Annotated in this window: 24 protein-coding genes; 15 read left to right on the top strand and 9 right to left on the bottom strand. The window is 59.9% G+C overall.

Features of this window, described 5'->3' with window-relative positions; all coding sequences use genetic code 11:
* Positions 1-9: 9 nt before the first annotated feature.
* The 6 genes from cysG to AC3WWR_RS13565 form a co-directional block, all read right to left on the bottom strand.
* Positions 10-1,404 (bottom strand): siroheme synthase CysG, encoded by a 1,395-nt coding sequence (gene cysG, locus AC3WWR_RS13590; RefSeq protein ID WP_492598789.1) that lies wholly within the window; start codon positions 1,402-1,404, stop codon positions 10-12.
* Positions 1,405-2,685: a serine--tRNA ligase gene (gene serS, locus AC3WWR_RS13585; RefSeq protein WP_033044210.1), complete on the bottom strand. Its 1,281-nt coding sequence runs from the start codon at positions 2,683-2,685 to the stop codon at positions 1,405-1,407.
* Positions 2,686-2,700: 15 nt separating this feature from the next.
* Positions 2,701-3,075 (bottom strand): fluoride efflux transporter CrcB, encoded by a 375-nt coding sequence (gene crcB, locus AC3WWR_RS13580; RefSeq protein ID WP_020799521.1) that lies wholly within the window; start codon positions 3,073-3,075, stop codon positions 2,701-2,703.
* Positions 3,075-4,397 (bottom strand): replication-associated recombination protein A, encoded by a 1,323-nt coding sequence (locus AC3WWR_RS13575; RefSeq protein ID WP_492598788.1) that lies wholly within the window; start codon positions 4,395-4,397, stop codon positions 3,075-3,077. Before AC3WWR_RS13575 ends, crcB begins: the two co-directional genes overlap by 1 nt.
* Before the next feature lie 150 nt (positions 4,398-4,547).
* Positions 4,548-5,171: an outer membrane lipoprotein periplasmic chaperone LolA gene (lolA, locus tag AC3WWR_RS13570; protein ID WP_008062032.1), complete on the bottom strand. Its 624-nt coding sequence runs from the start codon at positions 5,169-5,171 to the stop codon at positions 4,548-4,550.
* A gap of 68 nt (positions 5,172-5,239) precedes the next feature.
* The gene (locus AC3WWR_RS13565) at positions 5,240-7,681 is read right to left on the bottom strand and encodes a DNA translocase FtsK (protein WP_020799524.1); all 2,442 of its coding nucleotides are present in this window, start codon (positions 7,679-7,681) and stop codon (positions 5,240-5,242) included.
* A gap of 272 nt (positions 7,682-7,953) precedes the next feature.
* Here AC3WWR_RS13565 and trxB point away from each other — a divergent pair, with 272 nt between their 5' ends.
* The 4 genes from trxB (at position 7,954) to infA (ending at position 10,748) form a co-directional block, all read left to right on the top strand.
* Complete coding sequence (gene trxB, locus AC3WWR_RS13560) at positions 7,954-8,913, top strand: thioredoxin-disulfide reductase (RefSeq protein WP_020799525.1); 960 nt, start codon at positions 7,954-7,956, stop codon at positions 8,911-8,913.
* Between the two features lie 62 nt (positions 8,914-8,975).
* Positions 8,976-9,656: a leucyl/phenylalanyl-tRNA--protein transferase gene (gene aat / locus AC3WWR_RS13555; RefSeq protein WP_020799526.1), complete on the top strand. Its 681-nt coding sequence runs from the start codon at positions 8,976-8,978 to the stop codon at positions 9,654-9,656.
* A 54-nt stretch (positions 9,657-9,710) separates the two neighbouring features.
* A complete protein-coding gene (locus tag AC3WWR_RS13550) occupies positions 9,711-10,418 on the top strand; it encodes an arginyltransferase (RefSeq protein WP_020799527.1) in 708 nt (235 codons plus the stop codon).
* Positions 10,419-10,529: 111 nt separating this feature from the next.
* Positions 10,530-10,748, top strand: coding sequence for a translation initiation factor IF-1 (gene infA, locus AC3WWR_RS13545; RefSeq protein ID WP_002553999.1), 219 nt, complete (start codon positions 10,530-10,532; stop codon positions 10,746-10,748).
* Positions 10,749-10,971: 223 nt separating this feature from the next.
* Here the strand turns inward: infA and clpA are convergent, their stop codons facing one another.
* A complete protein-coding gene (gene clpA, locus AC3WWR_RS13540; RefSeq protein ID WP_020799528.1) occupies positions 10,972-13,242 on the bottom strand; it encodes an ATP-dependent Clp protease ATP-binding subunit ClpA in 2,271 nt (756 codons plus the stop codon).
* Between the two features lie 30 nt (positions 13,243-13,272).
* Entirely contained in the window at positions 13,273-13,656 is a 384-nt protein-coding gene (gene clpS, locus AC3WWR_RS13535; protein ID WP_020799529.1) for an ATP-dependent Clp protease adapter ClpS, read from the bottom strand.
* Positions 13,657-13,880: 224 nt separating this feature from the next.
* Here clpS and cspD point away from each other — a divergent pair, with 224 nt between their 5' ends.
* On the top strand, positions 13,881-14,147 hold the full coding sequence (cspD, locus tag AC3WWR_RS13530) for a cold shock domain-containing protein CspD (protein ID WP_020799530.1): 267 nt from the start codon (positions 13,881-13,883) through the stop codon (positions 14,145-14,147).
* An 80-nt stretch (positions 14,148-14,227) separates the two neighbouring features.
* Here cspD and icd read toward each other — a convergent pair whose 3' ends face one another.
* Positions 14,228-15,484 carry an NADP-dependent isocitrate dehydrogenase gene (icd, locus tag AC3WWR_RS13525; protein WP_007951441.1) on the bottom strand — a complete coding sequence of 419 codons (1,257 nt, stop codon included), beginning with the start codon at positions 15,482-15,484 and terminating at the stop codon, positions 14,228-14,230.
* Between icd and AC3WWR_RS13520 the strand changes: the two genes are divergently transcribed.
* The 10 genes from AC3WWR_RS13520 (at position 15,483) to aceA (ending at position 26,765) form a co-directional block, all read left to right on the top strand.
* The gene (locus AC3WWR_RS13520) at positions 15,483-15,650 is read left to right on the top strand and encodes a hypothetical protein (protein WP_020799531.1); all 168 of its coding nucleotides are present in this window, start codon (positions 15,483-15,485) and stop codon (positions 15,648-15,650) included. The genes icd and AC3WWR_RS13520 overlap by 2 nt on opposite strands.
* A gap of 328 nt (positions 15,651-15,978) precedes the next feature.
* The gene (locus AC3WWR_RS13515) at positions 15,979-18,204 is read left to right on the top strand and encodes an NADP-dependent isocitrate dehydrogenase (protein ID WP_020799532.1); all 2,226 of its coding nucleotides are present in this window, start codon (positions 15,979-15,981) and stop codon (positions 18,202-18,204) included.
* Positions 18,205-18,412: 208 nt separating this feature from the next.
* Positions 18,413-18,859: an NUDIX hydrolase gene (locus AC3WWR_RS13510; RefSeq protein ID WP_020799534.1), complete on the top strand. Its 447-nt coding sequence runs from the start codon at positions 18,413-18,415 to the stop codon at positions 18,857-18,859.
* Between the two features lie 59 nt (positions 18,860-18,918).
* The gene (gene mnmA, locus AC3WWR_RS13505; protein ID WP_033041561.1) at positions 18,919-20,064 is read left to right on the top strand and encodes a tRNA 2-thiouridine(34) synthase MnmA; all 1,146 of its coding nucleotides are present in this window, start codon (positions 18,919-18,921) and stop codon (positions 20,062-20,064) included.
* Positions 20,061-20,684 (top strand): high frequency lysogenization protein HflD, encoded by a 624-nt coding sequence (hflD, locus tag AC3WWR_RS13500; protein ID WP_020799536.1) that lies wholly within the window; start codon positions 20,061-20,063, stop codon positions 20,682-20,684. Before mnmA ends, hflD begins: the two co-directional genes overlap by 4 nt.
* A 124-nt stretch (positions 20,685-20,808) precedes the next feature.
* Positions 20,809-22,179: an adenylosuccinate lyase gene (purB, locus tag AC3WWR_RS13495; RefSeq protein ID WP_033041559.1), complete on the top strand. Its 1,371-nt coding sequence runs from the start codon at positions 20,809-20,811 to the stop codon at positions 22,177-22,179.
* An 86-nt stretch (positions 22,180-22,265) separates the two neighbouring features.
* The gene (locus tag AC3WWR_RS13490) at positions 22,266-23,435 is read left to right on the top strand and encodes a ribosomal protein uL16 3-hydroxylase (RefSeq protein WP_020799538.1); all 1,170 of its coding nucleotides are present in this window, start codon (positions 22,266-22,268) and stop codon (positions 23,433-23,435) included.
* Positions 23,428-23,853 (top strand): GNAT family N-acetyltransferase, encoded by a 426-nt coding sequence (locus tag AC3WWR_RS13485; protein WP_033042527.1) that lies wholly within the window; start codon positions 23,428-23,430, stop codon positions 23,851-23,853. Before AC3WWR_RS13490 ends, AC3WWR_RS13485 begins: the two co-directional genes overlap by 8 nt.
* A 351-nt stretch (positions 23,854-24,204) precedes the next feature.
* Positions 24,205-24,981 carry a secretin N-terminal domain-containing protein gene (locus AC3WWR_RS13480; RefSeq protein ID WP_033044677.1) on the top strand — a complete coding sequence of 259 codons (777 nt, stop codon included), beginning with the start codon at positions 24,205-24,207 and terminating at the stop codon, positions 24,979-24,981.
* A 458-nt stretch (positions 24,982-25,439) separates the two neighbouring features.
* On the top strand, positions 25,440-26,765 hold the full coding sequence (aceA, locus tag AC3WWR_RS13475; protein ID WP_020799541.1) for an isocitrate lyase: 1,326 nt from the start codon (positions 25,440-25,442) through the stop codon (positions 26,763-26,765).
* The last annotated feature ends 226 nt before the right edge of the window (positions 26,766-26,991 follow it).

Genomic DNA, 26,991 nt, shown 5'->3' with positions numbered 1-26,991 from the left:
TGCAGAGATTCAGACTTGCGCCTGAGCCCCTTCAAACCACGCCAGTTTCTCGCGCAGTTGCACCACTTCACCCACGATCACCAGCGTCGGCGCATGCACTTCATGCTCTGCCACCAGCCGTGGCAGGTCCGCCAGGGTGCCGGTAAACACCCGCTGATTGACCGTAGTGCCCTGCTGGATCAACGCCGCCGGGGTATCCGCACCGCGACCATGCTTGATCAACTGCTCACAGATGATCGGCAAGCCCACCAGCCCCATGTAGAACACCAGGGTCTGCGTCGGCGCGACCAGGTCGGCCCACGGTAGATCGGTGGAGCCGTCCTTCAGGTGACCGGTGATGAACCGCACCGACTGCGCGTAATCGCGGTGGGTCAGCGGAATCCCGGCATAAGCAGCACAACCGCTGGCCGCCGTGATGCCCGGTACGACCTGGAACGGGATGCCATGGGCCGCCAATTCTTCGATCTCTTCACCGCCACGCCCGAAGATGAACGGATCGCCGCCCTTCAACCGCACCACACGCTTGCCTTGCTTCGCCAGGTCGACCAGTTGCTGGTTGATCTGGTCCTGCGGCACGGCGTGATCGGCGCGGCGCTTGCCGACATACACGCGCTCGGCATCACGACGGCACAACTCGATAATCGCTGGCGCCACCAAGCGGTCGTACAACACCACGTCGGCTTGCTGCATCAGGCGCAAGGCGCGGAACGTCAGCAGGTCCGGATCACCGGGACCGGCGCCCACCAGATACACCTCACCGGTGGCCACCGGCGCCTCTCCAGCAATCTTCGCCTGCAGCAATTGCTCGGCTTCCCCGCCCTGCCCGGCCAGTTGCCGGTCGGCAATCGGGCCCTGGAACACGTCTTCCCAGAACGCACGACGTTGCTGCACGTCCGGGAACAGTTTTTTCACCTGGTGACGGAAACGTGCCGCCAGACCAGCCAGTTGACCATAGGTCGAAGGAATCCAGGTTTCGATCTTGGCGCGGATCAATCGCGCCAGCACCGGCGCGTCGCCACCGCTGGACACGGCAATGATCAGCGGCGAACGGTCGACAATGGCCGGGAAGATCACGCTGCACAAGGCCGGCGCGTCCACCACATTGACCGGCACGCAACGCCGATGGGCATCGGCAGACACCTGTGCATTGAGCGTTTCGTCGTCGGTGGCCGCAATGATCAGCGCACAACCGTCCAGGTCCGACTCGAGGTAACCGCGCGTCAGGCACTCGCCAGCGCTGGCGCTGACCAGCTCGCGCAACTGGGTTTCGATTTCAGGTGCGACCACCCGCAGCAGCGCACCGGCATCGGCCAGCAGGCGGGATTTGCGCAAGGCAACTTCCCCCCCGCCGACGACCAACACACGACTGCCGCGAAGGTTATGGAACAGCGGCAGATAGTTCATTTAGCCGATGACCTCAAGGCCACCCATGTACGGCTTGAGCACCTCAGGCACACGGATCGAACCGTCGGCCTGCTGGTAGTTTTCCAGCACCGCCACCAGGGTACGACCGACCGCCAGGCCGGAACCGTTCAGGGTGTGTACCAGTTCCGGCTTGCCGGTTTCCGGGTTACGGAAACGCGCTTGCATACGACGGGCCTGGAAATCGCCGCAGTTGGAGCACGACGAGATTTCACGATATTTGTCCTGGCTCGGAATCCACACTTCCAGGTCGTAGGTCTTGACCGCGCTGAAGCCCATGTCGCCGGTGCACAGCGCGATGGTGCGGTAAGGCAACTCCAGCAGTTGCAGGACTTTCTCGGCGTTGGCGGTCAGGCCCTCAAGCGCTTCCATCGAAGTCGACGGCTCGACGATCTGGACCATCTCGACCTTGTCGAACTGATGCTGGCGGATCATGCCGCGGGTATCGCGACCCGACGCACCGGCTTCACTGCGGAAGCACGGCGTGTGGGCAACGAACTTGATCGGCAGCAGTTTCGAATCGACGATTTCGCCGGCGACAATGTTGGTCAGCGACACTTCGGCGGTCGGGATCAGGTACAGGTCGGCTTCGCCTTCGCGCGCGATCTTGAACAGATCTTCTTCGAACTTCGGCAGTTGACCAGTGCCCTGCAGCGCCGGAGCCTGAACCAGATAAGGCGTGTAGGCCTCTTCGTAGCCGTGCTCGGTAACGTGCAGGTTGATCATGAACTGCGCCAGGGCGCGGTGCAGGCGCGCGATCGGGCCGCGCAGCAGGGCGAAACGAGCGCCGGACAGCTTGGCAGCGGTCTCGAAGTCGAGCCAGCCAAATTTTTCGCCCAGGGCGACGTGGTCCTGTACCGGGAAATCGAACGCGGTCGGCGTGCCCCAGCGGCGCACTTCGACGTTGCCGTCTTCGTCGTCGCCAATCGGCACCGATTCGTGTGGCAAGTTGGGAATGCCGAGCACGATCGAGTCCAGCTCGGTCTGGATCGCGTCCAGTTCGGTTTTACCGGCACTCAACTCGCCCGCCATGCGCTCGACGTCGGCCATCAACGGAGCGATGTCTTCGCCGCGCTGCTTGGCCTGACCGATGGATTTGGAGCGCGCGTTACGTTCAGCCTGCAGTGCTTCGGTGCGGGTCTGGACGGTCTTGCGCTGTTCTTCCAGCGCTTCGATGCGCGCGACATCCAGGGTAAAGCCACGGGATGCCAGGCGGTCCGCTACGTCCTGAAGGTTGCTACGTAACAGTTTGGAATCGAGCATGTCGGTCTCTCGTTATCAAAGTTTGGTCAAGGACAGGCCAGCCCAGGTGGCGAGCAGCCCGCCGAATACGCTGATGGCAGCATAGCCCAGGGCTAGCGGCACCTGCCCGCTTTCCAGCAGGCGCACCGTATCCAGTGAAAAGGATGAAAAAGTCGTCAGCCCCCCGAGGAAGCCGATGATCAACCCGGCACGCACCTCGATGGGCACCTCCGGGCGTAGCAAAAACAGACCGTATAAAACGCCGATCAGCAAACAGCCGACGATATTAACGGCCAGCGTCGCGGTATAGAAGTGCCGCGGCCAATTAGCGTTGATCCAGTTGCCCGTGGCAAAGCGTAACAAGGTGCCGGCTACACCGCCGGCGGAAACCGCAAGGATCAAGGGGAGCACTATTTTCTCCGCTGCCGGGGGCTTAATCGGTCTAGTTTCGCCAGGTGATTGAGCTTTTCGCCAATCTTCAGCTCCAGGCCACGGGGCACTGGCTGGTAAAACGGGATCGGGTCAAGTTCTTCCGGGAAATAGTCTTCTCCGGCGGCGTAGGCATCAGGTTCGTCGTGGGCATAACGGTATTCGTCGCCATAACCGAGCTGCTTCATCAGCTTGGTCGGCGCATTGCGCAGGTGCAGCGGCACTTCCAGCGAGCCATACTCGGCGGCGGCACGTAGCGCGGTCTTGAAGCCCATGTACACCGCGTTGCTTTTCGGCGCGCACGCCAGATAAGTAATGGCCTGCGCGACCGCCAGCTCGCCTTCGGGGCTACCGAGGCGCTCCTGCACTTCCCACGCCGCCAGGCACAGGCTAAGCGCACGCGGGTCGGCATTGCCGATATCTTCGCTGGCCATGCGCACCACGCGCCGGGCCAGGTACAACGGATCGCAACCGCCATCGATCATGCGCGCGAACCAGTACAACGCGCCGTCGGGGTTGGAACCACGCACGGATTTGTGCAGCGCGGAGATCTGGTCGTAGAACGCTTCGCCACCCTTGTCGAAGCGCCGGCGGGTATCACCGAGCAGGCTTTGCAGCAGATCGATGCCGATCTCGCTGTTGTCTTCGGCCAGGTCCGAGGCGTTTTCCAGCAGATTGAGCAAGCGCCGGCCATCGCCATCGGCGGCCGACAACAGCATCTGGAAGCCCTCATCGCTGAGGGTCAGGTTGCGCTTGCCCAGGCCACGCTCTTCGGTCAGCGCGCGGTGCACCAGTTTGCGCAAGGCGGCTTCGTCGAGGCTCTTGAGCACATAGACTCGTGCGCGCGACAGCAAGGCGTTGTTGAGTTCGAACGAGGGGTTTTCCGTGGTCGCGCCGATAAAAATCAGGGTGCCGTCTTCGACATATGGCAGGAACGCATCCTGCTGGGACTTGTTGAATCGGTGCACTTCGTCGACGAACAGGATCGTGCGTCGGCCGTACTGCGCGGCCTGCTGCTTGGCGATTTCCACCGCCTGGCGAATTTCCTTCACGCCGGCGAGCACTGCCGACACCGTTTCGAAATGCGCCTCCGATACTTCCGCGAGCAAACGCGCCAGGGTGGTCTTGCCTACGCCTGGCGGTCCCCAGAAAATCATCGAATGCAGGGCACCCTGCTCCAACGCTTCGCGCAAGGGCTTGCCGCGAGCGAGCACGTGTTCCTGACCGACGTACTCGTCCAGGTTGGTCGCGCGCAAACGGGCGGCCAAGGGTTGGGCGATCGGGGTGCTGCGAAACAGGTCCATCACTATTTCCGAAACCTCAATTGAACACCGTCCCCACTGTAGGAGCGAGCATGCTCGCGATGGTCGTCAACGATAACGCTGGCAACCTGACACCCAACGGTGTCCTTGAGTTCATCGCGAGCATGCTCGCTCCTACAGGGGTTTCGCGTTTTATTCCTGGATTACATCGGCACCCTTGGGAATGTCGAACTTGAACTTCGATGCCGGGATCGGCTCGTTAGCCTTCACCCCGGTGAACAGGATATTGGTGCGCTGGCCGACACTGTCGATCAGTTGCATGTCATTGACCAGGCCATTGCGGAACGACAGGCGCAGGCTGTCGAACAAGGTGTCCTTGGTCTTGGGCTTCAAGGTGAAGTCGATCACGCCACCGGCTTCCTTGGCGCTGATATCGAAGCTCTGGCTGATCTTCGACACGTCACCGGACAGCAGCAGCGCTGGCGTCTGGGTCAGGCGTTGATCGAGATTCTTGATGGTGGCCTGTTCCAGGTCCGGGTCCCACAGGGTGACCTTTTTACCGTCGGAGACCATGGTCTGCTCGGCAGGCGCATTGGTGTGCCAATAGAACAGGCCAGGGCGCTGCAGCGACATCTCGCCGGCAGTTTCCTGCAATTGGGTACCGGTGCCATCCAGGGTCAGTTGGGAGAAGCGCGCGGTCAGGGTCTGGGATTTTTCCAGCAATTGGGTCAGGCGTGCCACGTCCTTGTCATCGGCGTGGGCCGAGAGCGTGCTCAAAGCCAGTACCGGCAGCAACAGCATGCGGATCAGACGCATGGGAGTCCTCATAACATTCGTGGGAGTGCGGGCAGCGCCTTGGGGCGCCACCCCTTTTCAGTATCGGGTCAGTCGCGTACCGGGCCAGGGGCCAGGACTTCACGCGAACCGTTGGTGTTCATGGACGTCACGACCCCGGCCATTTCCATGGCTTCGATCATGCGCGCGGCGCGGTTGTAGCCGATCTTCAGCTTACGCTGTACCGCGGAGATGGACGCGCGACGGCTTTCCAGGACGAACTGCACTGCTTCGTCATACAGCGCGTCGGCCTCGGGATCATCGCCGTCGCCGCCACCGCTGCTGCCTTCAAAGCCGCTGCCGGCCTCTTCGACACCGTTGAGGATGTCGTCGTTGTATTCCGGCGCGCCGCGCAGTTTCCAGGCCTCGACCACGCGGTGAACCTCATCGTCGGAAACGAACGCACCGTGAACCCGGATCGGCAGGCTGGTACCCGGTGGCATGTACAACATGTCACCGTGACCCAGCAATTGCTCGGCGCCGCCCTGGTCGATGATGGTCCGCGAGTCGATCTTGCTCGACACCTGGAACGCCATGCGCGTGGGGATGTTGGCCTTGATCAGGCCGGTGATCACGTCCACCGACGGACGCTGGGTCGCAAGGATCAAGTGGATACCTGCCGCCCGCGCCTTTTGGGCGATACGCGCGATCAGTTCTTCGACCTTCTTGCCGACAATCATCATCATGTCGGCGAATTCGTCGACCACCACGACGATGGTCGGCAGTTTCTGCAACAGCGGCGCTTCGTCGTGGATGCTTTCGCGCTTGTACAACGGGTCGCTCAATGGCTCGCCGGCGTCCTGCGCCTCCTTGACCTTGGCGTTGAAGCCGGACAGGTTACGCACGCCCATCTTCGCCATCAGCTTGTAGCGCCGTTCCATCTCGGCGACGCTCCAGCGCAAGGCGTTGGCGGCGTCCTTCATGTCGGTAACCACCGGGCACAGCAGGTGCGGAATGCCTTCGTAGATCGACAGTTCGAGCATTTTCGGGTCGATCATGATCAGCTTGGCGTCTTCCGGGCCAGACTTGAACAGGATCGACAGGATCATCGCGTTCACCCCCACCGACTTACCGGAACCGGTCGTACCGGCCACCAGCAGGTGCGGCATCTTCGCCAGGTCGGTGATCACCGGCTTGCCGCCGATGTCATGGCCCAGGGCCAGGGTGACCGGGGACTTGAAGTTGTCGTACTCGGGGGTCGACAGCACTTCAGAGAAGCGCACGATCTGCCGGTCTTCGTTGGGAATCTCGATACCGACCGTGGTCTTGCCCGGAATCACTTCCACCACGCGCACGCTGGTCACGGCCAGGGAACGCGCCAGGTCTTTCGCCAGGTTGGAGATACGGCTGACCTTGACCCCGGCCGCTGGCTGGATCTCGTAACGGGTAATCACCGGACCCGGGTGGATCGAATCCACGTTGACTTCGACGCCGAATTCCTTGAGCTTGATTTCCAGCAGGTGGCCGACGGCCGCCAGGGACTCGGGCGAGTAATTGAGTTGCTTCTTTTCCGCCGGGTCGAGAATCGAGATCGGCGGCAAAGTGCCCTCCACGGCGCTGTCGACGAACAACGGCGCCTGCTTTTCTTTTTCCACGCGCTTGCTCGGCGCTGGCGGCTTGGGTGGCGCTGGGGCAATCACCGGTGGCACCTGCTTCTCGCGCTCGGACATGTGCTTGCTCAGGGCCTGCTCGCGCTCGATCAGGCGTTCCTTGACCTTGGCCTGTTCGCGCTTGTCGGTGACGGTTGGCGCGACCACGTCGTGCACGCGCTCATCGACTTCACGCAGCTGCGCCACCAGTTGCTTGCGCTCGGTACGGGCTGCCCACCAGCGATTGGCGGCACCCTGGAACAGCTCGAACAGGTCGAGGGTGATCTTGCCGGTAACGTCCATCACCTTGAACCATGACAGGTCGGTGAATACCGTGAGACCGAACAGGAACAAGGCGATGAACAGCAGCGTGCTGCCCTGGATGTTCAGCGCGTTCTTCGCCAGGTCGCCAAGGCTCTCGCCCAGCGCTCCCCCAGCGCCAGCCGGCAGACCGGTCGCGGCATGGAAATGAATATGCGCCAGCGCGGCACCGGACAGCACCAGGAACACCAGGCCGATCAGGCGCCAGGAGAACAGCCAGCCGCTCCACTCCCATGGCTCGTGGCGTTGGCGGAAGATCTGATAGGCCTTGATCGCCAGCAATAACGGGAAGATATAGGCAAAGTAACCCAGCACCATGAACAGGATATCGGCGCTGTAGGAACCCGCCGGGCCGCCAAAGTTTTGAACGTCCTCGATCTTGCTGTTGTGGCTCCAGCCCGGATCGTCCTTGCCATAGGTCAGCAAGGCCATCATCAGGAACAGGCACAACGCACCGATGGCGATCAATGCACCTTCCTTGAGGCGGTAGTGCAGGTGCTGACGCCAGAGTGGAACAACTGTTTTGGGTGCTGCGGTGGATTTCTTCAAAACCTGTTTTTCCTGCGCCAACGGCGCGTCCATCTGTTGAATGACTATAAAACTGCCCAATCCAGGCAGGTAAAAAAGTTAACAGGCGTAACCGGGTCTACTTTTAACACTGCGCATCGGTTTTCATAAACACGAAATGCGATGCCGATTTTGTTACAAACACTGTTATAGCCAGGCATTGTACGGGTTTGTACGTCCGATGCCATGCTGGCAACTCTTGGGTGTAGCATAGTCAACAGCACATTACGTGCGACTCAATTTGAGCACGCATTCTCTTTTGTGACAAAGGCTTATGAGGTGTTTTTATGAGCGTAGCGAAGCATTCCCGCCTGATCATCCTGGGATCCGGCCCCGCGGGTTACAGCGCAGCCGTGTATGCCGCTCGCGCCAACCTCAAGCCCGTTGTGATTACCGGCATACAGGCAGGTGGCCAGCTCACTACCACCGTGGAAGTCGATAACTGGCCAGGCGATGTCGAAGGCCTGACTGGCCCGGTCTTGATGGAGCGCATGCAAAAACACGCCGAGCGGTTTGCCACCGAGATCGTTTACGACCACATCCATACCGCCAAGTTGCAGCAGCGCCCCTTCGAACTTATCGGTGACAGCGGCACTTATACCTGCGACGCACTGATTATCGCCACGGGAGCCTCGGCCCAGTATCTGGGCTTGCCTTCGGAAGAGACATTTGCCGGCAAAGGGGTTTCAGCCTGCGCCACCTGCGACGGCTTCTTCTATCGCAACCAGGTGGTCGCGGTGGTGGGCGGCGGTAATACCGCCGTTGAAGAAGCGCTTTATCTGTCGAACATTGCCCGGGAAGTCCATCTGATTCACCGTCGCGACAAGTTGCGCTCGGAAAAAATTCTTCAGGACAAACTCTTTGAAAAAGCCGCCAAGGGCAATATTCGCCTGCACTGGAACCAGAATCTGGACGAAGTGCTGGGCGACGCCAGCGGCGTGACCGGTGCGCGCCTGCGCGACAGTCATACCGGCGCAATCACTGAGCTGCCCCTGACCGGCGTGTTCATCGCCATCGGCCACAAGCCCAATACCGACCTGTTCGCCGGCCAGCTGGAAATGCGTGACGGCTATCTGCTGGTCAACGGTGGCAGCGAAGGCAATGCGACGGCAACCGCCATCGAAGGGGTGTTTGCCGCGGGTGACGTCGCCGATCACGTCTATCGCCAGGCCGTCACCTCTGCGGGCGCCGGCTGCATGGCCGCCCTGGACGCAGAAAAATACCTCGACGACATTCCCACTGTTTGACGGCAAACTTCACGGCGGGCTTACGCCCGCCATCGCCCTCCCCTTCTGTAAGCCCTGATGCCATGCTGACCTGGTTACAACGCAACACCCTGACGTTCCCGGCCCTGGAAAAGGCCATGCGCGATCCCAATGGATTGCTGGCGGCCGGTGGCGACCTGTCCGCCGATCGACTGATCCAGGCCTACCGCCATGGCTGCTTCCCCTGGTTTTCCGAAGGCCAGCCGATCCTCTGGTGGTCGCCGGACCCTCGCACCGTGCTGTTTCCCGATGAACTGCACGTGTCCCGCAGCCTGAACAAACTGCTGCGCCAACAACGCTACCAAGTGACCTTCGACCAGGATTTTGCCGCGGTCATACGCGCCTGCGCCGCCCCCCGGGAATATGCGGACGGCACCTGGATCACCGAAGCCATGCAGGACGCCTACATCGAACTGCACAAACGCGGCCATGCGCACTCGGTGGAGGTCTGGGACCAGGATCAACTGGTGGGCGGGCTATATGGACTGGCGATGGGCCAGCTGTTTTTCGGCGAATCCATGTTCAGCCTGGCCGACAACGCGTCGAAATTTGGCTTTGCCACACTGGTACGACATCTGAAAGACTCGGGTTTCGTGCTCATCGATTGCCAGATGCCCACCGATCATTTGCATAGCCTGGGTGCGCGAGCGATTCCGCGCCGGGTGTTTGCCGATTACCTGGCGCGGCATCTGGATCAGCCCAATCGTGCAACCTGGGTTTGCTGAGCGACTTTGGCCCGCGTGGCTTACACTTATCCAAAAGCTTTCCGAGGGTTGATCATGACCGAGTTGGCGCGTTTGAAGTTTTATGCCACTCAACCCCACTCCTGCAGCTATCTGCCCGAGGAGCAGGCCACCACCCTGTTTCTCGACCCTAGCCAGCCCATGGATGTGCACGTGTATGCAGATCTTTCCGAGATGGGTTTTCGGCGCAGTGGCGACCACCTGTATCGCCCCCATTGCCAGAATTGCAATGCGTGCGTACCGGCACGCATTCCGGTAGGGCAATTCACGCCCAATCGTCAGCAAAAACGCATTTTCAAACGCAACGCCGACTTGCAGGTCCGCCCCGCCAAGCCAGGTTTCAGCGAAGAATATTTCGATCTTTATCAGCGCTACATCGAAGAACGCCATGCCGATGGCGACATGTACCCGCCCAGCCGCGATCAGTTCTCGACCTTTCTGGTTCGCGACCTGCCTTTTTCGCGGTTCTACGAATTTCGCCTCCAGGGTCGTCTACTGGCCATCGCCGTCACCGACCTTCTGCCGAACGGTCTGTCGGCGGTCTACACCTTCTATGAGCCCGGCGAAGAGCGCCGCAGCCTGGGGCGCTACGCGATACTGTGGCAAATCGCCGAAGCCCGGCGCCTGGGGCTGGACGCAGTTTACCTGGGCTACTGGATCAAGAACTGCAAAAAAATGAGCTACAAGACCCAGTATCGCCCCATCGAACTGCTGATAAACCAGCGCTGGGTCGTTCTGAACTAGAGCAAGCCCTAAACCCCTTGGCTTAAACACCATTTTTCGGGCACAATGCACGCCGCTTTTGCCTGGCGCAGTTGCACCGGGCCATTCATTGGACACCGAGGGCTTTACTGCATGTCGAAAGAAGACAGCTTCGAAATGGAAGGCACTGTCGTCGACACCCTGCCCAACACCATGTTTCGTGTGGAGTTGGAAAATGGGCACGTCGTAACCGCGCATATCTCCGGCAAGATGCGCAAGAACTACATTCGTATTCTTACCGGTGACAAAGTGCGCGTCGAGCTGACGCCCTATGACTTGAGCAAAGGGCGCATCACTTACCGCGCTCGCTAATCAGGTCAATACAAGACGCCCGGCTTATGCCGGGCGTTTTTGTTTGCCTGGGATGCTGATCGTTCCCACGCTCTGCGTGGGAATTCCTCAACGGACGCTCCACGTTCGGCTTTTGATTTGGGACGCGGAGCGTCCCGGGCTGCATTCCCACGCAGAGCGTGATCATCATCAGCAGACAGCAAAAAGGCGCCTCTCGGCGCCTTTTTGTTTTTGCTTCTGAACGTCAGGCCATTTCGGCCGTGGTCTCGAAGTCGAAGGTCAGCTCGCCGTCCTTCAGATCGATATGAACCACGCCACCATGGTCGGCCAGTTCGCCAAACAGGATCTCTTCCGCCAGCGGACGCTTGATCTTGTCCTGGATCAAACGCGCCATCGGGCGAGCACCCATTGCCGTGTCGTAGCCGCTTGCCGCCAGCCAGCCTCGTGCAGCGTCGGTCACTTCCAGCTGTACGCGCTTGTCTTCCAGCTGCGCCTGAAGTTCGGTAAGGAACTTGTCCACCACGCTCTTGATAACCTCATGACTGAGGCGACCAAACTGGATGATGGTGTCCAGGCGGTTGCGGAACTCTGGCGTGAAGCTCTTCTTGATCACTTCCATCGCATCGGACGAGTGGTCCTGATGGGTGAAACCGATCGAAGCGCGGGCTGCAGTTTCGGCACCGGCGTTGGTCGTCATGATGACGATCACGTTACGGAAATCCGCCTTGCGCCCGTTGTTATCGGTCAGCGTTCCGTGATCCATGACCTGCAGCAGCAGGTTGAAGACTTCCGGATGCGCCTTCTCGATTTCATCGAGCAACAACACGCAATGGGGTTGCTTGGTGATGGCTTCGGTCAGCAGACCGCCCTGATCGAACCCGACATAGCCTGGAGGTGCACCGATCAGGCGCGATACGGTGTGGCGCTCCATGTACTCGGACATGTCGAAACGAATCAGTTCGACCCCCAGCGCCTTGGCCAACTGCCGTGCCGCTTCGGTTTTACCGACACCGGTAGGCCCTGCGAACAGGAACGAACCGACGGGTTTGTCAGGCGACTTGAGGCCGGCACGGGACAGCTTGATCGCGGTCGCCAGCGAATCGATCGCCGCATCCTGGCCAAACACCGTCAGCTTCAGGTCACGCTCAAGGTTACGCAGCAGCTCTTTATCGGAACTGGTGACGTGTTTTGGTGGAATCCGCGCGATTTTCGCGACGATGTCCTCGACTTGAGGCACTTCGATGCGTTTCACCCGTTTTTCCACCGGCTGCAGGCGCTGGAAGGCACCCGCCTCGTCGATGACGTCGATGGCCTTGTCCGGCATGTGCCGGTCATTGATGTAGCGCGAAGCCAGTTCGGCAGCGGCGCGCAGGGCCTCATCACTGTATTCGATATTGTGATGGGTCTCGAAACGCCCTTTCAGGCCGCGCAGGATACCGATGGTGTCTTCCACCGAAGGCTCCGACACGTCAACCTTCTGGAAGCGCCGAGCCAGTGCACGATCCTTCTCGAAGATGCCGCGGAATTCCTGGAACGTGGTCGAACCGATGCACCGGATATCACCGGACGACAGCAGCGGCTTGAGCAGGTTCGAGGCATCCATGACGCCACCGGACGCAGCACCCGCACCGATGATGGTGTGGATTTCGTCGATGAACAGGATCGCCTGCGGACGTTTTTTCAGCTCATTGAGCAACGCCTTGAAGCGCTTCTCGAAATCGCCGCGGTATTTGGTCCCGGCCAGCAATGCGCCCAGGTCCAGGGAGTAAACTACGCTGTTGGCCAACAGGTCCGGCACCTGGTTGTCGACAATGCGCTTGGCCAAGCCTTCGGCAATCGCGGTCTTACCCACGCCTGCCTCGCCCACCAGCAACGGATTGTTCTTGCGACGACGCGCCAGGATCTGGGCGACGCGCTCGACTTCCAGCTCACGGCCTACCAATGGATCGATTCGACCCTGGCGCGCGAGTTCATTAAGGTTGCTGGCATAAGCATCCAGTGGATTGCCTGAAGATGAAGACTCACCGCCCTCGTCGTCCTGCATATCTTGCTCACCCTCAGAGTGATCGCCATGCCCTGGCACCTTGGAGATACCGTGGGCGATGTAGTTGACGACATCGATACGGGCAACGCTCTGCTGTTTCAGCAGGAACACTGCCTGACTCTCTTGCTCACTGAAGATCGCGACCAGCACGTTGGCGCCAGTCACTTCGCGTTTGCCCGAGCTCTGTACGTGAAACACAGCACGTTGCAGTACACGCTGGAAGCCCAGGGTTGGCTGGGTTTCACGATCCTCGTCATGCACGGGGATCAATGGCGTGGTGGAGTCGATGAACTCCTGCAGGTCATGCTTGAGTTTGTCGAGGTTCGCGCCGCACGCACGCAAAACGGTGGCGGCAGCCTCATTGTCCAATAGGGCCAGCAGGAGATGTTCGACGGTCATGAATTCATGACGCTTCGAACGTGCCTCCTTGAAGGCAAGATTGAGGGTGACTTCGAGCTCGCGGTTTAACATAGCTTCACCTCATACCCAAGTGGTCGGCGATTAACCGTCCTTCTCGATTTCACAGAGTAGCGGATGCTGGCTTTCCCTGGCGTACTGGTTGACCTGCATGGCCTTTGTCTCGGCGATGTCGCGGGTAAACACTCCACATACTGCCCGCCCTTCTGTATGGACGGCCAGCATGACCTTGGTCGCCAGCTCGCGATTCAGGTTAAAAAACACCTCGAGCACTTCGACGACGAAATCCATCGGTGTGTAGTCATCATTAAACAAAACCACCTTGTACATCGGCGGCGCCTGTAACGCAGGCTTGGCCTCCTGAACAGCAATGCCTGCGGAATCGTCGTCGTGTTCCTCCGGGCGATCTTTCTGGAGAGTCGGGCGATCCTGATTGAATGTTAGTCGAATCTGGCTGATTGCATGCATGGAAAGAAAGGTTCGTCAGTTGTGCAAATACAGTGGTGGGGGCGGTCTTGGGCGATTTCAACTCCGACTGCCTGGTCACCTTGACTATCGGCAAAACGGTGTTACAACCAATAGAGCCCACAGTGGGTAAAAAAGGTCCGCGGAGTCAACTTTTTTCCTAAAAAGTGACTGCGGATGTACTGGATGATACTCCAGTGATGGAGTCTGTTGCAGAGGGAGTTGGTATGTCAGGTGTCAAGGTCAGCGGCAAGGTGAAATGGTTCAACAACGCCAAGGGTTACGGCTTCATCAACGAGGACGGCAAGACAGAAGACTTGTTCGCTCACTACTCGGCTATCCAAATGGATGGTTATAAAACCCTGAAGGCCGGCCAGGCTGTCGTATTCGAAATCATCCAGGGACCCAAAGGTCTGCATGCCGTGAACATCGGCAACCCTGTAGATGCTTCGAAAACCTCAACCCCTGCCACGCAACAGACCGTGACGGTTTAACGCCGCACCGTCATCCAGTCATAAAAAACCGCCCGACTCAATCAATTGAATCGGGCGGTTTTTGTATGCCTGTCGTTTGCTTACATGTGCTTGATCAGCGCTTCACCGAACCCGGAAGACGAAACCAGCGTCGCACCTTCCATCAGGCGCTCGAAGTCATAGGTCACGGTCTTGGCCTTGATCGCACCGTTGGTGCCCTTGATGATCAGGTCCGCCGCCTCGGTCCAGCCCAGGTGACGCAGCATCATTTCGGCCGAAAGGATCACCGAACCCGGGTTGACCTGGTCCTTGCCGGCATATTTCGGCGCGGTACCGTGGGTGGCTTCGAACATGGCCACGGTATCGGACAGGTTCGCGCCTGGCGCGATACCGATACCGCCCACTTCCGCCGCCAGGGCGTCGGAGAGGTAGTCACCGTTGAGGTTCAGCGTGGCAATCACATCGTATTCGGCTGGACGCAGCAGGATCTGCTGGAGCATGGCGTCGGCAATGGCGTCCTTGACCACGACTTCGCGGCCGGTTTTCGGGTTCTTGAATTTCATCCACGGGCCGCCATCGAGCAGCTCGGCGCCGAATTCTTCCTTCGCCACCTCATAGCCCCAGTCCTTGAAGGCGCCTTCGGTGAATTTCATGATGTTGCCCTTGTGCACGATGGTCAGCGACTTGCGGTCGTTGTCCACCACGTACTGCAGGGCCTTGCGCACCAGGCGCTTGGTGCCTTCTTTCGAAACCGGCTTGATGCCGATGCCGCAGTCCTGGTCGAAACGGATCTTGGTGACGCCCATTTCTTCTTTCAGGAACTTGATGACCTTGGTGGCTTCGGGCGAGCCGGCCTTCCACTCGATACCGGCGTAGATGTCTTCGGAGTTCTCGCGGAAGATCACCATGTCGACGTCGCCAGGTTTTTTCACCGGGCTTGGCACACCTTCGAACCACACCACTGGCCGCAGGCACACATACAGGTCCAGCTGCTGGCGCAGGGCAACGTTGAGGGAGCGGATACCCCCACCGACCGGCGTGGTCAGCGGGCCCTTGATGGAAACGACGTAGTCTTTCACGGCATCCAGGGTTTCCTGGGGCAGCCAGGTGTCCTGGTCGTAGACCTGTGTAGCCTTTTCGCCAGCATAGACTTCCATCCAGGAAATCTTGCGCTTGCCCCCGTAGGCCTTTTCCACGGCAGCATCGACAACCTTGATCATGACGGGGCTGACGTCAACGCCAATGCCGTCGCCTTCAATGAACGGGATGATCGGATTATCAGGAACATTGAGAGAATGGTCTGCATTGACGGTGATTTTGTCGCCGACGGCTGGAACCTGAATCTTCTTGTAACCCATGCTGAACTCCATTGATTGGATTGAACATCTGGCTTGGTTCGAGCGTAACCCAGTTAAATCGGCGCGCAAACCCTATGTTCCATTCATCTGCCGCAAAGCCGCTCAACGCGCGACCTACAAGCCTGAAAGCAAAGGGAAAAACGCCAATCTCAAGCACGAAGAATGACCATACGCCCTGCTCGTCCCTGCGACCTTTAGACCAATGGACGACAACAGATGTGTATGAACCATCGGCAGATTGCCAGCTACCTATGTATAATGCGGCCGCTGACTAAAGGGTCACATCAGGCTGAACAGCTCTACGACGAGTGTTTGCGCCCGATGAGACGGCCTGCTACCGCAGCCCGCCTGCTTGACGCCCTACTGATGCACCCAACATCACAGCAACGAAATCTCGATATTCGGCTCATGGATGACTTTGAACGAACGCGCTTACCCGGCGCCCCTCGAGTTTCTGCGCACGCTTTAGCAAAGAAGAGAGAGTTAATCCGAATATGCCCACCCGCTCGAAGATCATCTATACCTTCACCGACGAAGCTCCCGCCCTCGCCACCTATTCACTGTTGCCTATCGTAGAGGCGTTCACCGCCTCGGCTGATATCGCCGTTGAAACCCGCGATATCTCTCTTGCAGGGCGCATCCTGGCCAGCTTCCCCGAGCAATTGGGCGACAAAGCCGTAGCCGACCACCTCGCCGAGCTGGGCGCGCTGGCCGTTACGCCTGAAGCCAACATCATCAAGCTGCCGAACATCAGCGCCTCGGTTCCGCAACTGCAAGCCGCGATCAAGGAGCTGCAAGCCCAGGGCTACGCCCTGCCGGACTATCCGGAAACCGTGACCTGCGACGCCGACAAAGAAGCCAAGGCGCGCTACGACAAGGTCAAGGGCAGCGCCGTGAACCCGGTTCTGCGCGAAGGCAACTCCGACCGCCGCGCTCCACTGTCGGTGAAGAACTACGCACGCAAGCACCCGCACAAAATGGGCGCCTGGGCCGCAGACTCCAAGTCCCACGTCGCGCACATGAGCAGCGGTGATTTCTACGGTAGCGAAAAAGCTGCCCTGATCGACGCCCCTGGCGCGGTCAAGATCGAACTGATCGCTCAAGACGGCACCACCACCGTCCTGAAAGAAAAAACCAGCGTCCAGGCTGGCGAGATCCTCGACTGCGCCGTGATGAGCAAAAACGCCCTGCGCGCTTTCATCGCCGCTGAAATCGAAAGCGCCAAGGCACAAGGCGTGCTGCTGTCGGTTCACCTCAAAGCCACCATGATGAAGGTCTCCGACCCGATCATGTTCGGCCAGATCGTTGCCGAGTTCTACAAAGACGCCCTGGCCAAGCACGCTGACGTGCTGGCTCAGATCGGCTTCAACCTGAACAACGGCATCGGCGACCTGTACTCGCGCATCAAGGCCTTGCCTGCCGAGCAGCAAGCCGCCATCGAAGCGGACATCCAGGCGGTCTACGCCGTTCGTCCGTCGTTGGCCATGGTCAACTCCGACAAAGGCATCACCAACCTGCACGTGCCGAGCGACGTCATCGTCGACGCCTCGATGCCAGCCATGATCCGTGACTCCGGCAAGATGTGGGGCACCGACGGCCAGCTGCACGACACCAAGGCGGTGATCCCGGATCGCTGCTACGCCACCATCTACCAGGCAGTGATTGAAGACTGCAAGGCCAATGGCGCGTTCGATCCAACCACCATGGGCAGCGTGCCAAACGTTGGCCTGATGGCGAAAAAAGCCGAAGAGTACGGCTCGCACGACAAGACTTTCCAAATCAAGACCAACGGCGTTGTCCGCGTGACCGACACCAATGGCACCCTGCTGCTGGAACAGTCGGTTGAAGCCGGCGACATCTTCCGCATGTGCCAGACCAAAGACGCGCCGATCCAGGACTGGGTCAAGCTGGCCGTCAACCGTGCCCGCGCAAGCAGCACGCCAGCGATCTTCTGGCTGGACCCGATGCGCGCCCACGACGGCGTGGTGATCGAGAAAGTCCAGGCTTACCTGAAGGATCACGACACTGCCGGCCTGGACATCCAGATCATGGCACCTGTCGACGCGATGAAGTTCACCCTGCAACGCACTCGCGCAGGCAAAGACACCATCTCGGTAACCGGCAACGTATTGCGCGACTACCTGACTGACCTGTTCCCGATCATGGAACTGGGCACCAGCGCCAAGATGCTGTCGATCGTTCCGCTGATGAATGGCGGCGGCCTGTTCGAAACCGGCGCCGGCGGTTCGGCTCCGAAGCACGTGCAACAACTGCTGGAAGAAAACTTCCTGCGCTGGGATTCCCTGGGCGAGTTCCTGGCCCTGGCCGCTTCCCTTGAGCACCTGGGCGTGACCTACAACAACCCCAAGGCGCTGGTTCTGGCCAAGACCCTGGATCAGGCCACTGGCCAGTTCCTGGACAACAACAAGTCGCCATCGCGCAAAGTCGGCAACATCGACAACCGCGGCAGCCACTTCTACCTGGCGCTGTACTGGGCTCAAGCCCTGGCCGCCCAGACCGAAGACACTGCACTGCAAGCGCAGTTTGCGACCCTGGCCAAGACCCTGACCGAGAACGAAGCAACCATCGTTGCCGAGCTCAACGCCGTACAGGGCAAGCCAGTGGACATCGGCGGTTACTACCACGCCGATGCCGAGCTGATCAGCAAGGCCATGCGCCCGAGCGCAACCTTCAACGCAGCGGTTGCAGCGTTGGTTTAAGGTTGTAAGGGAACATCACAAACCCCGGCCATGCGCCGGGGTTTGTGTTTTCAGCCATCACACAAATTTATCTGTCGAAACCGGACCCTGTGGGAGCGAGCCTGCTCGCGAAAGCGGTTTATCATTCAACATCAATGCTGGCTGACCCACAGCCTTCGCGAGCAGGCTCGCTCCCACAGGAACAGCATTTCAACATCAAGGGAAATTCATGGACTGGCAACCCCACATCACCGTCGCCACCATCGTCGAAGACAACGACCGCTTCCTGATGGTCGAAGAACTCAAGCACGGACGCGTGGTGCTCAACCAACCCGCCGGCCACCTGGACCCGAACGAAACCCTGACCGAGGCCGCCGTGCGCGAAACCCTCGAGGAAACCGGCTGGGACGTCGAACCCACCGGTGTACTGGGAATCTATCTCTATACCGCCCCGAGCAACGGCGTGACCTACCAGCGGGTCTGCTTCATCGCCAAACCGCTGAAACATCACCCCGAGTATCAACTGGATGAGGGCATCGTCGGTGCCAAGTGGTTGACCCGCGAGGAATTAATCGGCCGGCGCGACAACTGGCGCAGCGAGCTGATCATGCGTTGCATCGACGATTATCTGGACGGCAAACACTTCGGCCTCGAATTGATCCGCCCTTCTCTTTAGCCTTGCGGGCTGGAGCCTGTTAGAATCGCGTCCTTTTTCAAGACACTCATTGAATCCCTATGCGTGATCCAGCCCCTTCTGACACACAAAAGAAGCGCGTCATTGTCGGCATGTCCGGCGGCGTGGACTCTTCCGTTTCCGCCCTCCTGCTGATCGAGCAGGGCTATGAGGTGGAAGGCCTGTTCATGAAGAACTGGGAAGAAGACGACGGAACCGAATACTGCACCGCCATGGATGACCTGGCGGACGCCCAGGCCGTGAGCGACAAGATTGGCATCAAGCTGCACACCGCCAACTTCGCCGCCGAGTACTGGGACAACGTGTTCGAGCACTTCCTGGCCGAATACAAGGCCGGTCGTACGCCAAACCCGGACATCCTGTGCAACCGCGAGATCAAGTTCAAGGCGTTCCTCGACTACGCCATGATGCTCGGCGCCGATCTGATCGCCACTGGTCACTACGTGCGCCGCCGCGACATCGACGGCCGCACCGAACTGCTCAAGGGCCTGGACCCGAACAAGGACCAGAGCTACTTCCTGCACGCCGTTGGCGGCGAGCAGATCGCCAAGACCCTGTTCCCGGTCGGCGAACTGGAAAAACCCCAGGTTCGCGCAATTGCCGAGAAATACGAGCTGGCGACCGCGAAAAAGAAGGATTCCACCGGGATCTGCTTTATCGGCGAACGGCGCTTCAGCGACTTCCTCAAGCAATACCTGCCGGCACAACCGGGCGAGATCAAGACCACCGAAGGTGAAGTCATCGGCCGCCACCATGGCTTGATGTACCACACCATCGGCCAACGCCAGGGCTTGGGCATCGGCGGCCTGAAAGACGCCAGCGACGAGCCGTGGTACGTGCTGATCAAGGACCTGGAACACAACGAGCTGATCGTTGGCCAGGGTAACGATCACCCGTGGCTGTTTTCCCGCGCCCTGCTCGCTTCGGATATCTATTGGGTCAACCCGATCGACCTGAGCCAGCCGCGCAGGCTGACCGCCAAGGTTCGTTATCGCCAGGGCGACCAGCCCTGCACCCTGGAGAAAACCGCTACCGGCTATCGCGCGACCTTCGATGACCCGCAACGCGCGGTGACTCCAGGCCAATCCGTGGTGTTCTACGACGGCGAGATCTGCCTTGGCGGCGGTGTGATCGAAGTTGCAGAACCCTGGACAAGCAAGAGCACCAGTAAAGGCCAGGCCCAATGAGTCCCACCCAGGAGCAACTGACGGCGCTGGGCGGCGTATTCCTCGCCGCGGTGCTGGTGGACAAGATCGCCAAGACCGGCCAGACCAACGAGGCCGGCCTGACCTGCATGCTCGGCAGCCTGCTGATTCGCGACCCCAAGGACACCCTGGAAGTCTATGGCGGCGACGATATCAACCTGCGTGAAGGCTATCGCGCATTGATCGGCGCCCTCGAACGCGACCCGAGTGCCCTGCAACGCGAACCGCTGCGCTATGCCCTGGCCATGCTGGGCCTGGAGCGTCAACTGGCCAAGCGCGAAGACATGCTGGAGATCATCGGCAAGCGCCTGCCGCAGATCCAGTCCCAGGTCGAGCACTTCGGTCCGGCCCACGAAAACGTGATCGCCGCATGTGGCGCACTGTATCAGGACACCCTGAGCACCCTGCGCCAACGCATCCAGGTGCACGGTGACATGCGCAACCTGCAGCAACCGAGCAACGCCTCGAAAATTCGCGCCCTGCTGCTGGCCGGTATCCGCTCGGCACGCCTATGGCGACAATTGGGCGGTCATCGCTGGCAGCTGGTGATTAGCCGCAAAAAATTGCTCAAAGAGCTTTACCCATTGATGCGTAACGAATAACCCGCATCGACAGCACCGAACTTAGCAATACGCGTAATACGCCGGTCAGTTGGCGACGGACCGGCGGATTTTTTCATGTATGATACGCGCCCCATTTCGTTGCCCGACTGTCCGAGAACACCCCATGCAGCTCTCTTCGCTCACTGCGGTTTCCCCTGTTGACGGCCGCTACGCCGGCAAAACCCAGGCCCTGCGCCCAATTTTCAGCGAGTACGGCCTGATCCGTGCCCGCGTCCTGGTTGAAGTGCGCTGGCTCCAGCGCCTGGCCGCTCACCCTGCCATCAGCGAAGTGCCGGCGTTCTCCGCCGAAGCCAACGCGGTATTGAACACCCTGGCGGAAAACTTCTCCCTGGAGCACGCCGAGCGTGTCAAAGAGATCGAGCGCACCACCAACCACGACGTAAAAGCCATCGAATACCTGCTCAAGGAGCAGGCCGCCAAGCTGCCGGAATTGGCCGCTGTCAGCGAGTTCATCCACTTCGCCTGCACCAGCGAGGACATCAACAACCTGTCCCACGCCCTGATGCTGCGCGAAGGCCGTGATGACGTGATGCTGCCGCTGATGCGCCAGACCGCCGAAGCCATCCGCGAACTGGCCATCCGCTTCGCCGACGTGCCGATGCTGTCGCGCACCCACGGCCAACCGGCGTCGCCAACCACCCTGGGCAAAGAACTGGCAAACGTGGTTTACCGCCTGGAGCGCCAGATCGCCCAGGTCGCTGCCGTTCCGCTGCTGGGCAAGATCAACGGCGCTGTCGGCAACTACAACGCTCACCTGTCGGCCTACCCTGAGATCGACTGGGAAGCCAATGCCCGCGCCTTCATCGAAGACGAGCTGGGCCTGGGCTTCAACCCGTACACCACGCAGATCGAACCGCACGACTACATCGCCGAGCTGTTCGACGCAATCGCGCGCTTCAACACCATCCTGATCGACTTCGACCGTGATATCTGGGGCTACATCTCCCTGGGTTATTTCAAGCAGCGCACCATCGCTGGCGAAATCGGCTCGTCGACCATGCCGCACAAGGTCAACCCGATCGACTTCGAAAACTCCGAAGGCAACCTGGGTATCGCCAACGCACTGTTCCAGCACCTGGCGAGCAAACTGCCAATCTCCCGCTGGCAGCGCGACCTGACTGACTCCACCGTACTGCGCAACCTCGGTGTCGGCCTCGCCCACAGCGTGATCGCATACGAAGCCAGCCTCAAGGGCATCAGCAAGCTGGAGCTCAACGAGCAGAAGATTGCCGCTGACCTGGACGCTTGCTGGGAAGTGTTGGCCGAGCCAATCCAGACCGTCATGCGTCGCTACAACATCGAAAACCCGTACGAAAAGCTGAAAGAATTGACCCGCGGCAAGGGCATCAGCCCTGAGGCGCTGCAAACTTTCATCGACGGCCTGGACATGCCAGCCGCCGCCAAGGCCGAGCTGAAACTGCTCACCCCGGCGAACTACATCGGCAACGCTGTAGCGCAAGCCAAACGCATCTGATCGACCGCTGGACCCTTTTAAGACGCCCGGCCGCGCCGGGCGTTTTTATTCCCGTATGAAAAGTGCTTTTTTTCAATAGGTTACACATGAATCCTGACATTCCTCTTCAACTTCTGGGCGGCATCACGGCACGCGAGTTCCTGCGCGACTACTGGCAGAAAAAACCGCTGTTGATCCGTCAGGCGATTCCTGATTTCGAAAGCCCGATCGATGCCGACGAACTGGCCGGCCTGGCGCTGGAAGAAGAAGTCGAATCGCGCCTGATCATCGAGAACGGCGAGCGCCCATGGGAATTGCGTCGCGGCCCCTTTGCCGAAGACGAGTTCAGCAAGTTGCCGGAGCGCGACTGGACCCTGCTGGTGCAGGCCGTCGACCAGTTCGTGCCGGAAGTCAGCGAACTGCTGGAAAACTTCCGCTTCCTGCCGAGCTGGCGCATCGATGACGTGATGATCAGCTTCGCCGCCCCCGGTGGCAGCGTCGGCCCGCACTTCGACAACTACGACGTGTTCCTGCTGCAAGGCCACGGCAAGCGCAACTGGAAAATCGGCCAGATGTGCAACGCCGAAAGCCCGCTGCTGCAACACGCGGACCTGCGCATCCTCGCCGACTTCGAGGCCACCGATGAATGGGTGCTGGAACCGGGCGACATGCTCTACCTGCCGCCACGCCTGGCCCACTGTGGCGTGGCTGTCGATGACTGCCTGACCTACTCCGTAGGTTTCCGCGCACCGAGCGCCGCTGAAGTGCTGACCCACTTCACCGACTTCCTCAGCCAGTTCCTGTCGGACGAAGAGCGCTACACCGACGCCGACGCCGTGCCGGCGGTCGATCCGCACCAGATCCAGCATGACGCCCTCGACCGCCTGAAAAGCCTGCTGGCCGAACACATGAGCGACGAGCGCCTGCTGCTGACCTGGTTCGGCCAGTTCATGACCGAACCCCGCTACCCGGAACTGGTGGTCGGCCCTGAAGACCTCGAGGAAGAAGACGTTCTCGGCGCGCTGGAGCAAGGCGCCGTACTGATCCGCAACCCTAGTGCGCGCCTGGCGTGGTCGGAAGTCGATGACGACCTGTTGCTGTTTGCCAGCGGCCAGAGCCGCTACCTGCCGGGCAAACTGCGCGAACTGCTGAAGATGATCTGCGCCGCCGACGCGCTGCACGTCGACAACCTGGGTGACTGGTTGACCGACGAAGATGGCCGCGGCCTGCTGTGCGAACTGGTCAAGCAAGGAAGCCTGGGGTTTGCCGATGAATAAGATTCACGTACGTGTCGCAGACTGGCAAAAGGACAACGCCGAGATCCGGCGCATTCGTGAAGCGGTGTTCGTCGCCGAGCAATCCGTACCACCCGAGCTGGAATGGGATGCCGACGATGTCACGGCCGTGCACTTTCTTGCCCTCGAAGGCGACTTTCCGGTCGGCACCGCCCGCCTGCTGCCTGACGGTCACGTCGGCCGGGTGTCGGTACTCAAGGACTGGCGCGGCCTGAAGGTCGGCGATGCGCTGATGCATGCGGTGATCGACGAAGCCGAAGAGCGCGGGCTGAAGCAGCAAATGCTCAGCGCCCAGGTGCAGGCCACGGCGTTCTACGAGCGCCTGGGCTTTCACATGGTCAGCGAGGAGTTCCTGGAAGCAGGGATTCCGCATGTGGACATGGTTCGTCACTCGGGCTGATACCGAGTCGCGGCCTTCGCGAGCAGGCTCGCTCCCACAAGGATCGCGCAAGACCTGTGGGAGCGGGCTTGCCCGCGATGGGGCCTTGAAGCCCACCACAAAACGCCCTGGCATCATACGATGCCGGGGCGTTTTGCTGTCTACGATTCAACTTGCCCCCTCCCAGGCCGACAAACCGGTAATACCAACACGCTGTAGGAGCGAGCATGCTCGCGATGGACTTGAGAACGCCGCGGGGTGTCAGGCTTCACGCTTCATCGTTCACGACCATCGCGAGCATGCTCGCTCCTACACACCCCGGGCCGACAAACTGGCACTATCTACACTTTGAAGCTGGCGGAGATAACGGATATGTCCCTACGCACCCTGCTCACCACACTGCTGGTGACCTGCAGTTTTTCACTCATGGCCGCCACCGAAATCGTGCCGCTGAACTACCACAGCAGTGCCGACATGTTGCCGGTTGCGCAGGATTTCATCGGCAAGGATGGCCAAGTCAGCGCTTACGGCAATCAACTCATCGTCAAAGCCGATCAGCGCAAAATCGACGAACTTAAGACTTTATTAAGCCAACTCGATACGGCACCCAAACGCTTGCTGATCACAGTCGATACGAACGAAAACAACTTTCAGGGCGATCAGGGCTACTCGGTGAACGGCGCCAAGCCGGGCCAGACCCGAATCATCAGCCATAGCACCGCCAGTCGCGAGGGTGGCATCCAGCAAATCCAGGCCACCGACGGCATGCCGGCGCTGATCCAGGTCGGCCAGAGCGTGCCATTGACCAGCACCCAGGTCGATTCCTACGGCGACCTGCGCAGCCAGACCGAATACCGCAACGTCACCCAGGGCTTTTACGTCACCGCCAACGTCACCGGCGAGATCGTTCACCTTTCGATCAGTACCAACCGTGACCGCATGAGCCAGGAACGTCCCGATGTAGTGAATGTGCAAAGCACCGACACAACCGTCACCGGCCGCCTGGGGGAATGGATCCTGCTGGCCGGCGTGAATCGCCAGACACAGGCCGACAAACAGGGTATGGCCCGCAGCTACGGGACCCAGGGACGCGATGACATGACCCTGCGGGTGAAAGTCGATACTTTGGACCAAGACACCAAAAACTGACTGGCAGGTCGTATTAGACCAAAGATGTAGTGCCTGAAAAAAAGCACTACAAAACGTTTGACGAGTCAAAAAAGCAAAGGCATGATGGCCTCGCTCCCGCTAATCAGGGGCCCTGGCAAGGGCCTTCGAGGCGATGTTCGCACCTACCCCGCGAACCGCTTCGTGTCTGTACCGCCCACAAGGTGTGTTTGACGAGGTTGCCGACTGGAACGAAGTTGTCCCGAGGGACGGAAGCGTAATTAGGTAATCCGGCACCACACTGATGTTCGTACCAAGGCCCACGACGCCCGAATGCGCCCGCAGTTCGCCTTTACCTGCTCACTTCCCCTCGAGCCATCGTTCATCCCGTCGCCACCCCCGCCGAACCCGACTTGACCACCTAAGCTTCTGGTCAGCGAGCGCAGGAATTTTCCACCGCAGAACAACTTTTCATAAAGACGCGACGAGGTTTATCTCCCATGGCACTGACACGCGAACAGCAAATTGCAGCCCTCGAAAAAGACTGGGCTGAAAACCCGCGCTGGAAAGGCGTGACACGCACTTACTCCGCTGCTGACGTCGTCCGCCTGCGTGGCTCGGTTCAACCTGAGCACACCTTTGCAAAAATGGGCGCCGAGAAGCTGTGGAACCTGGTTACCCAGGGTGCCAAGCCAGCCTTCCGTCCTGAGAAAGATTTCGTCAACTGCATGGGCGCCCTGACCGGCGGCCAGGCTGTACAACAAGTCAAAGCCGGTATCCAGGCGATCTACCTGTCGGGCTGGCAAGTGGCTGCGGACAACAACTCCGCCGAATCGATGTACCCTGACCAGTCGCTGTACCCGGTGGACTCGGTTCCAACCGTGGTCAAGCGCATCAACAACTCGTTCCGTCGTGCCGACCAGATCCAGTGGAAAGCCGGCAAGAACCCGGGCGACGAAGGCTACATCGACTACTTCGCGCCAATCGTGGCTGACGCCGAAGCCGGTTTCGGCGGCGTACTGAACGCCTACGAGCTGATGAAGAGCATGATCGAGGCAGGCGCCGCCGGCGTTCACTTCGAAGACCAGCTGGCTTCCGTGAAGAAATGCGGCCACATGGGCGGCAAGGTACTGGTTCCTACCCAGGAAGCGGTACAGAAGCTGACCGCTGCCCGTCTGGCAGCCGACGTTGCCGGTACTCCGACCATCATCCTGGCCCGTACCGACGCTAACGCCGCCGACCTGCTGACTTCCGACTGCGACCCGTACGACCAGCCGTTCGTAACTGGCGAACGTACCCAGGAAGGCTTCTACAAAGTGCGCGCCGGCCTCGACCAGGCAATCGCTCGCGGCCTGGCCTATGCACCGTACGCCGACCTGATCTGGTGCGAAACCGCCAAGCCAGACCTGGAAGAGGCTCGTCGCTTCGCTGAAGCGATCAAGAAGGAATACCCGGACCAACTGCTGTCGTACAACTGCTCGCCTTCCTTCAACTGGAAGAAAAACCTGGACGACGCGACCATCGCCAAGTTCCAGCGCGAACTGTCCGCCATGGGTTACAAGCACCAGTTCATCACCCTGGCCGGCATTCACAACATGTGGCACAGCATGTTCAACCTGGCGCACGACTACGCCCGCAACGACATGACTGCCTACGTGAAGCTGCAGGAGCAGGAATTCGCCGACGCCGCCAAGGGCTACACCTTCGTGGCTCACCAGCAGGAAGTGGGCACCGGTTACTTCGACGACATGACCACCGTGATCCAGGGTGGCTCGTCGTCGGTGACCGCTCTGACCGGTTCGACTGAAGAAGAACAGTTCCACTGATCTGCTTCGATTGAGACATCAGCCGCTGTGGGCCCTATAGAAAGCTAACCGCAGCGCTGCACACCTGACGCCCCGACTGGTTCGGGGCGTTTTTTTTTGCGCGCAGCACCACAAACCCCCGTAACCCTGTAGGAGCTGACGAGTGAAACGAGGCTGCGATCTTTTGATTTTGCCGATAAACAAGATCAAAAGATCGCAGCCTCGTTTCACTCGTCAGCTCCTACAG

This window comes from Pseudomonas sp. EB271-G4-1, assembly GCF_058791355.1.
This window is presented reverse-complemented; position numbering and strand designations above follow the sequence as displayed.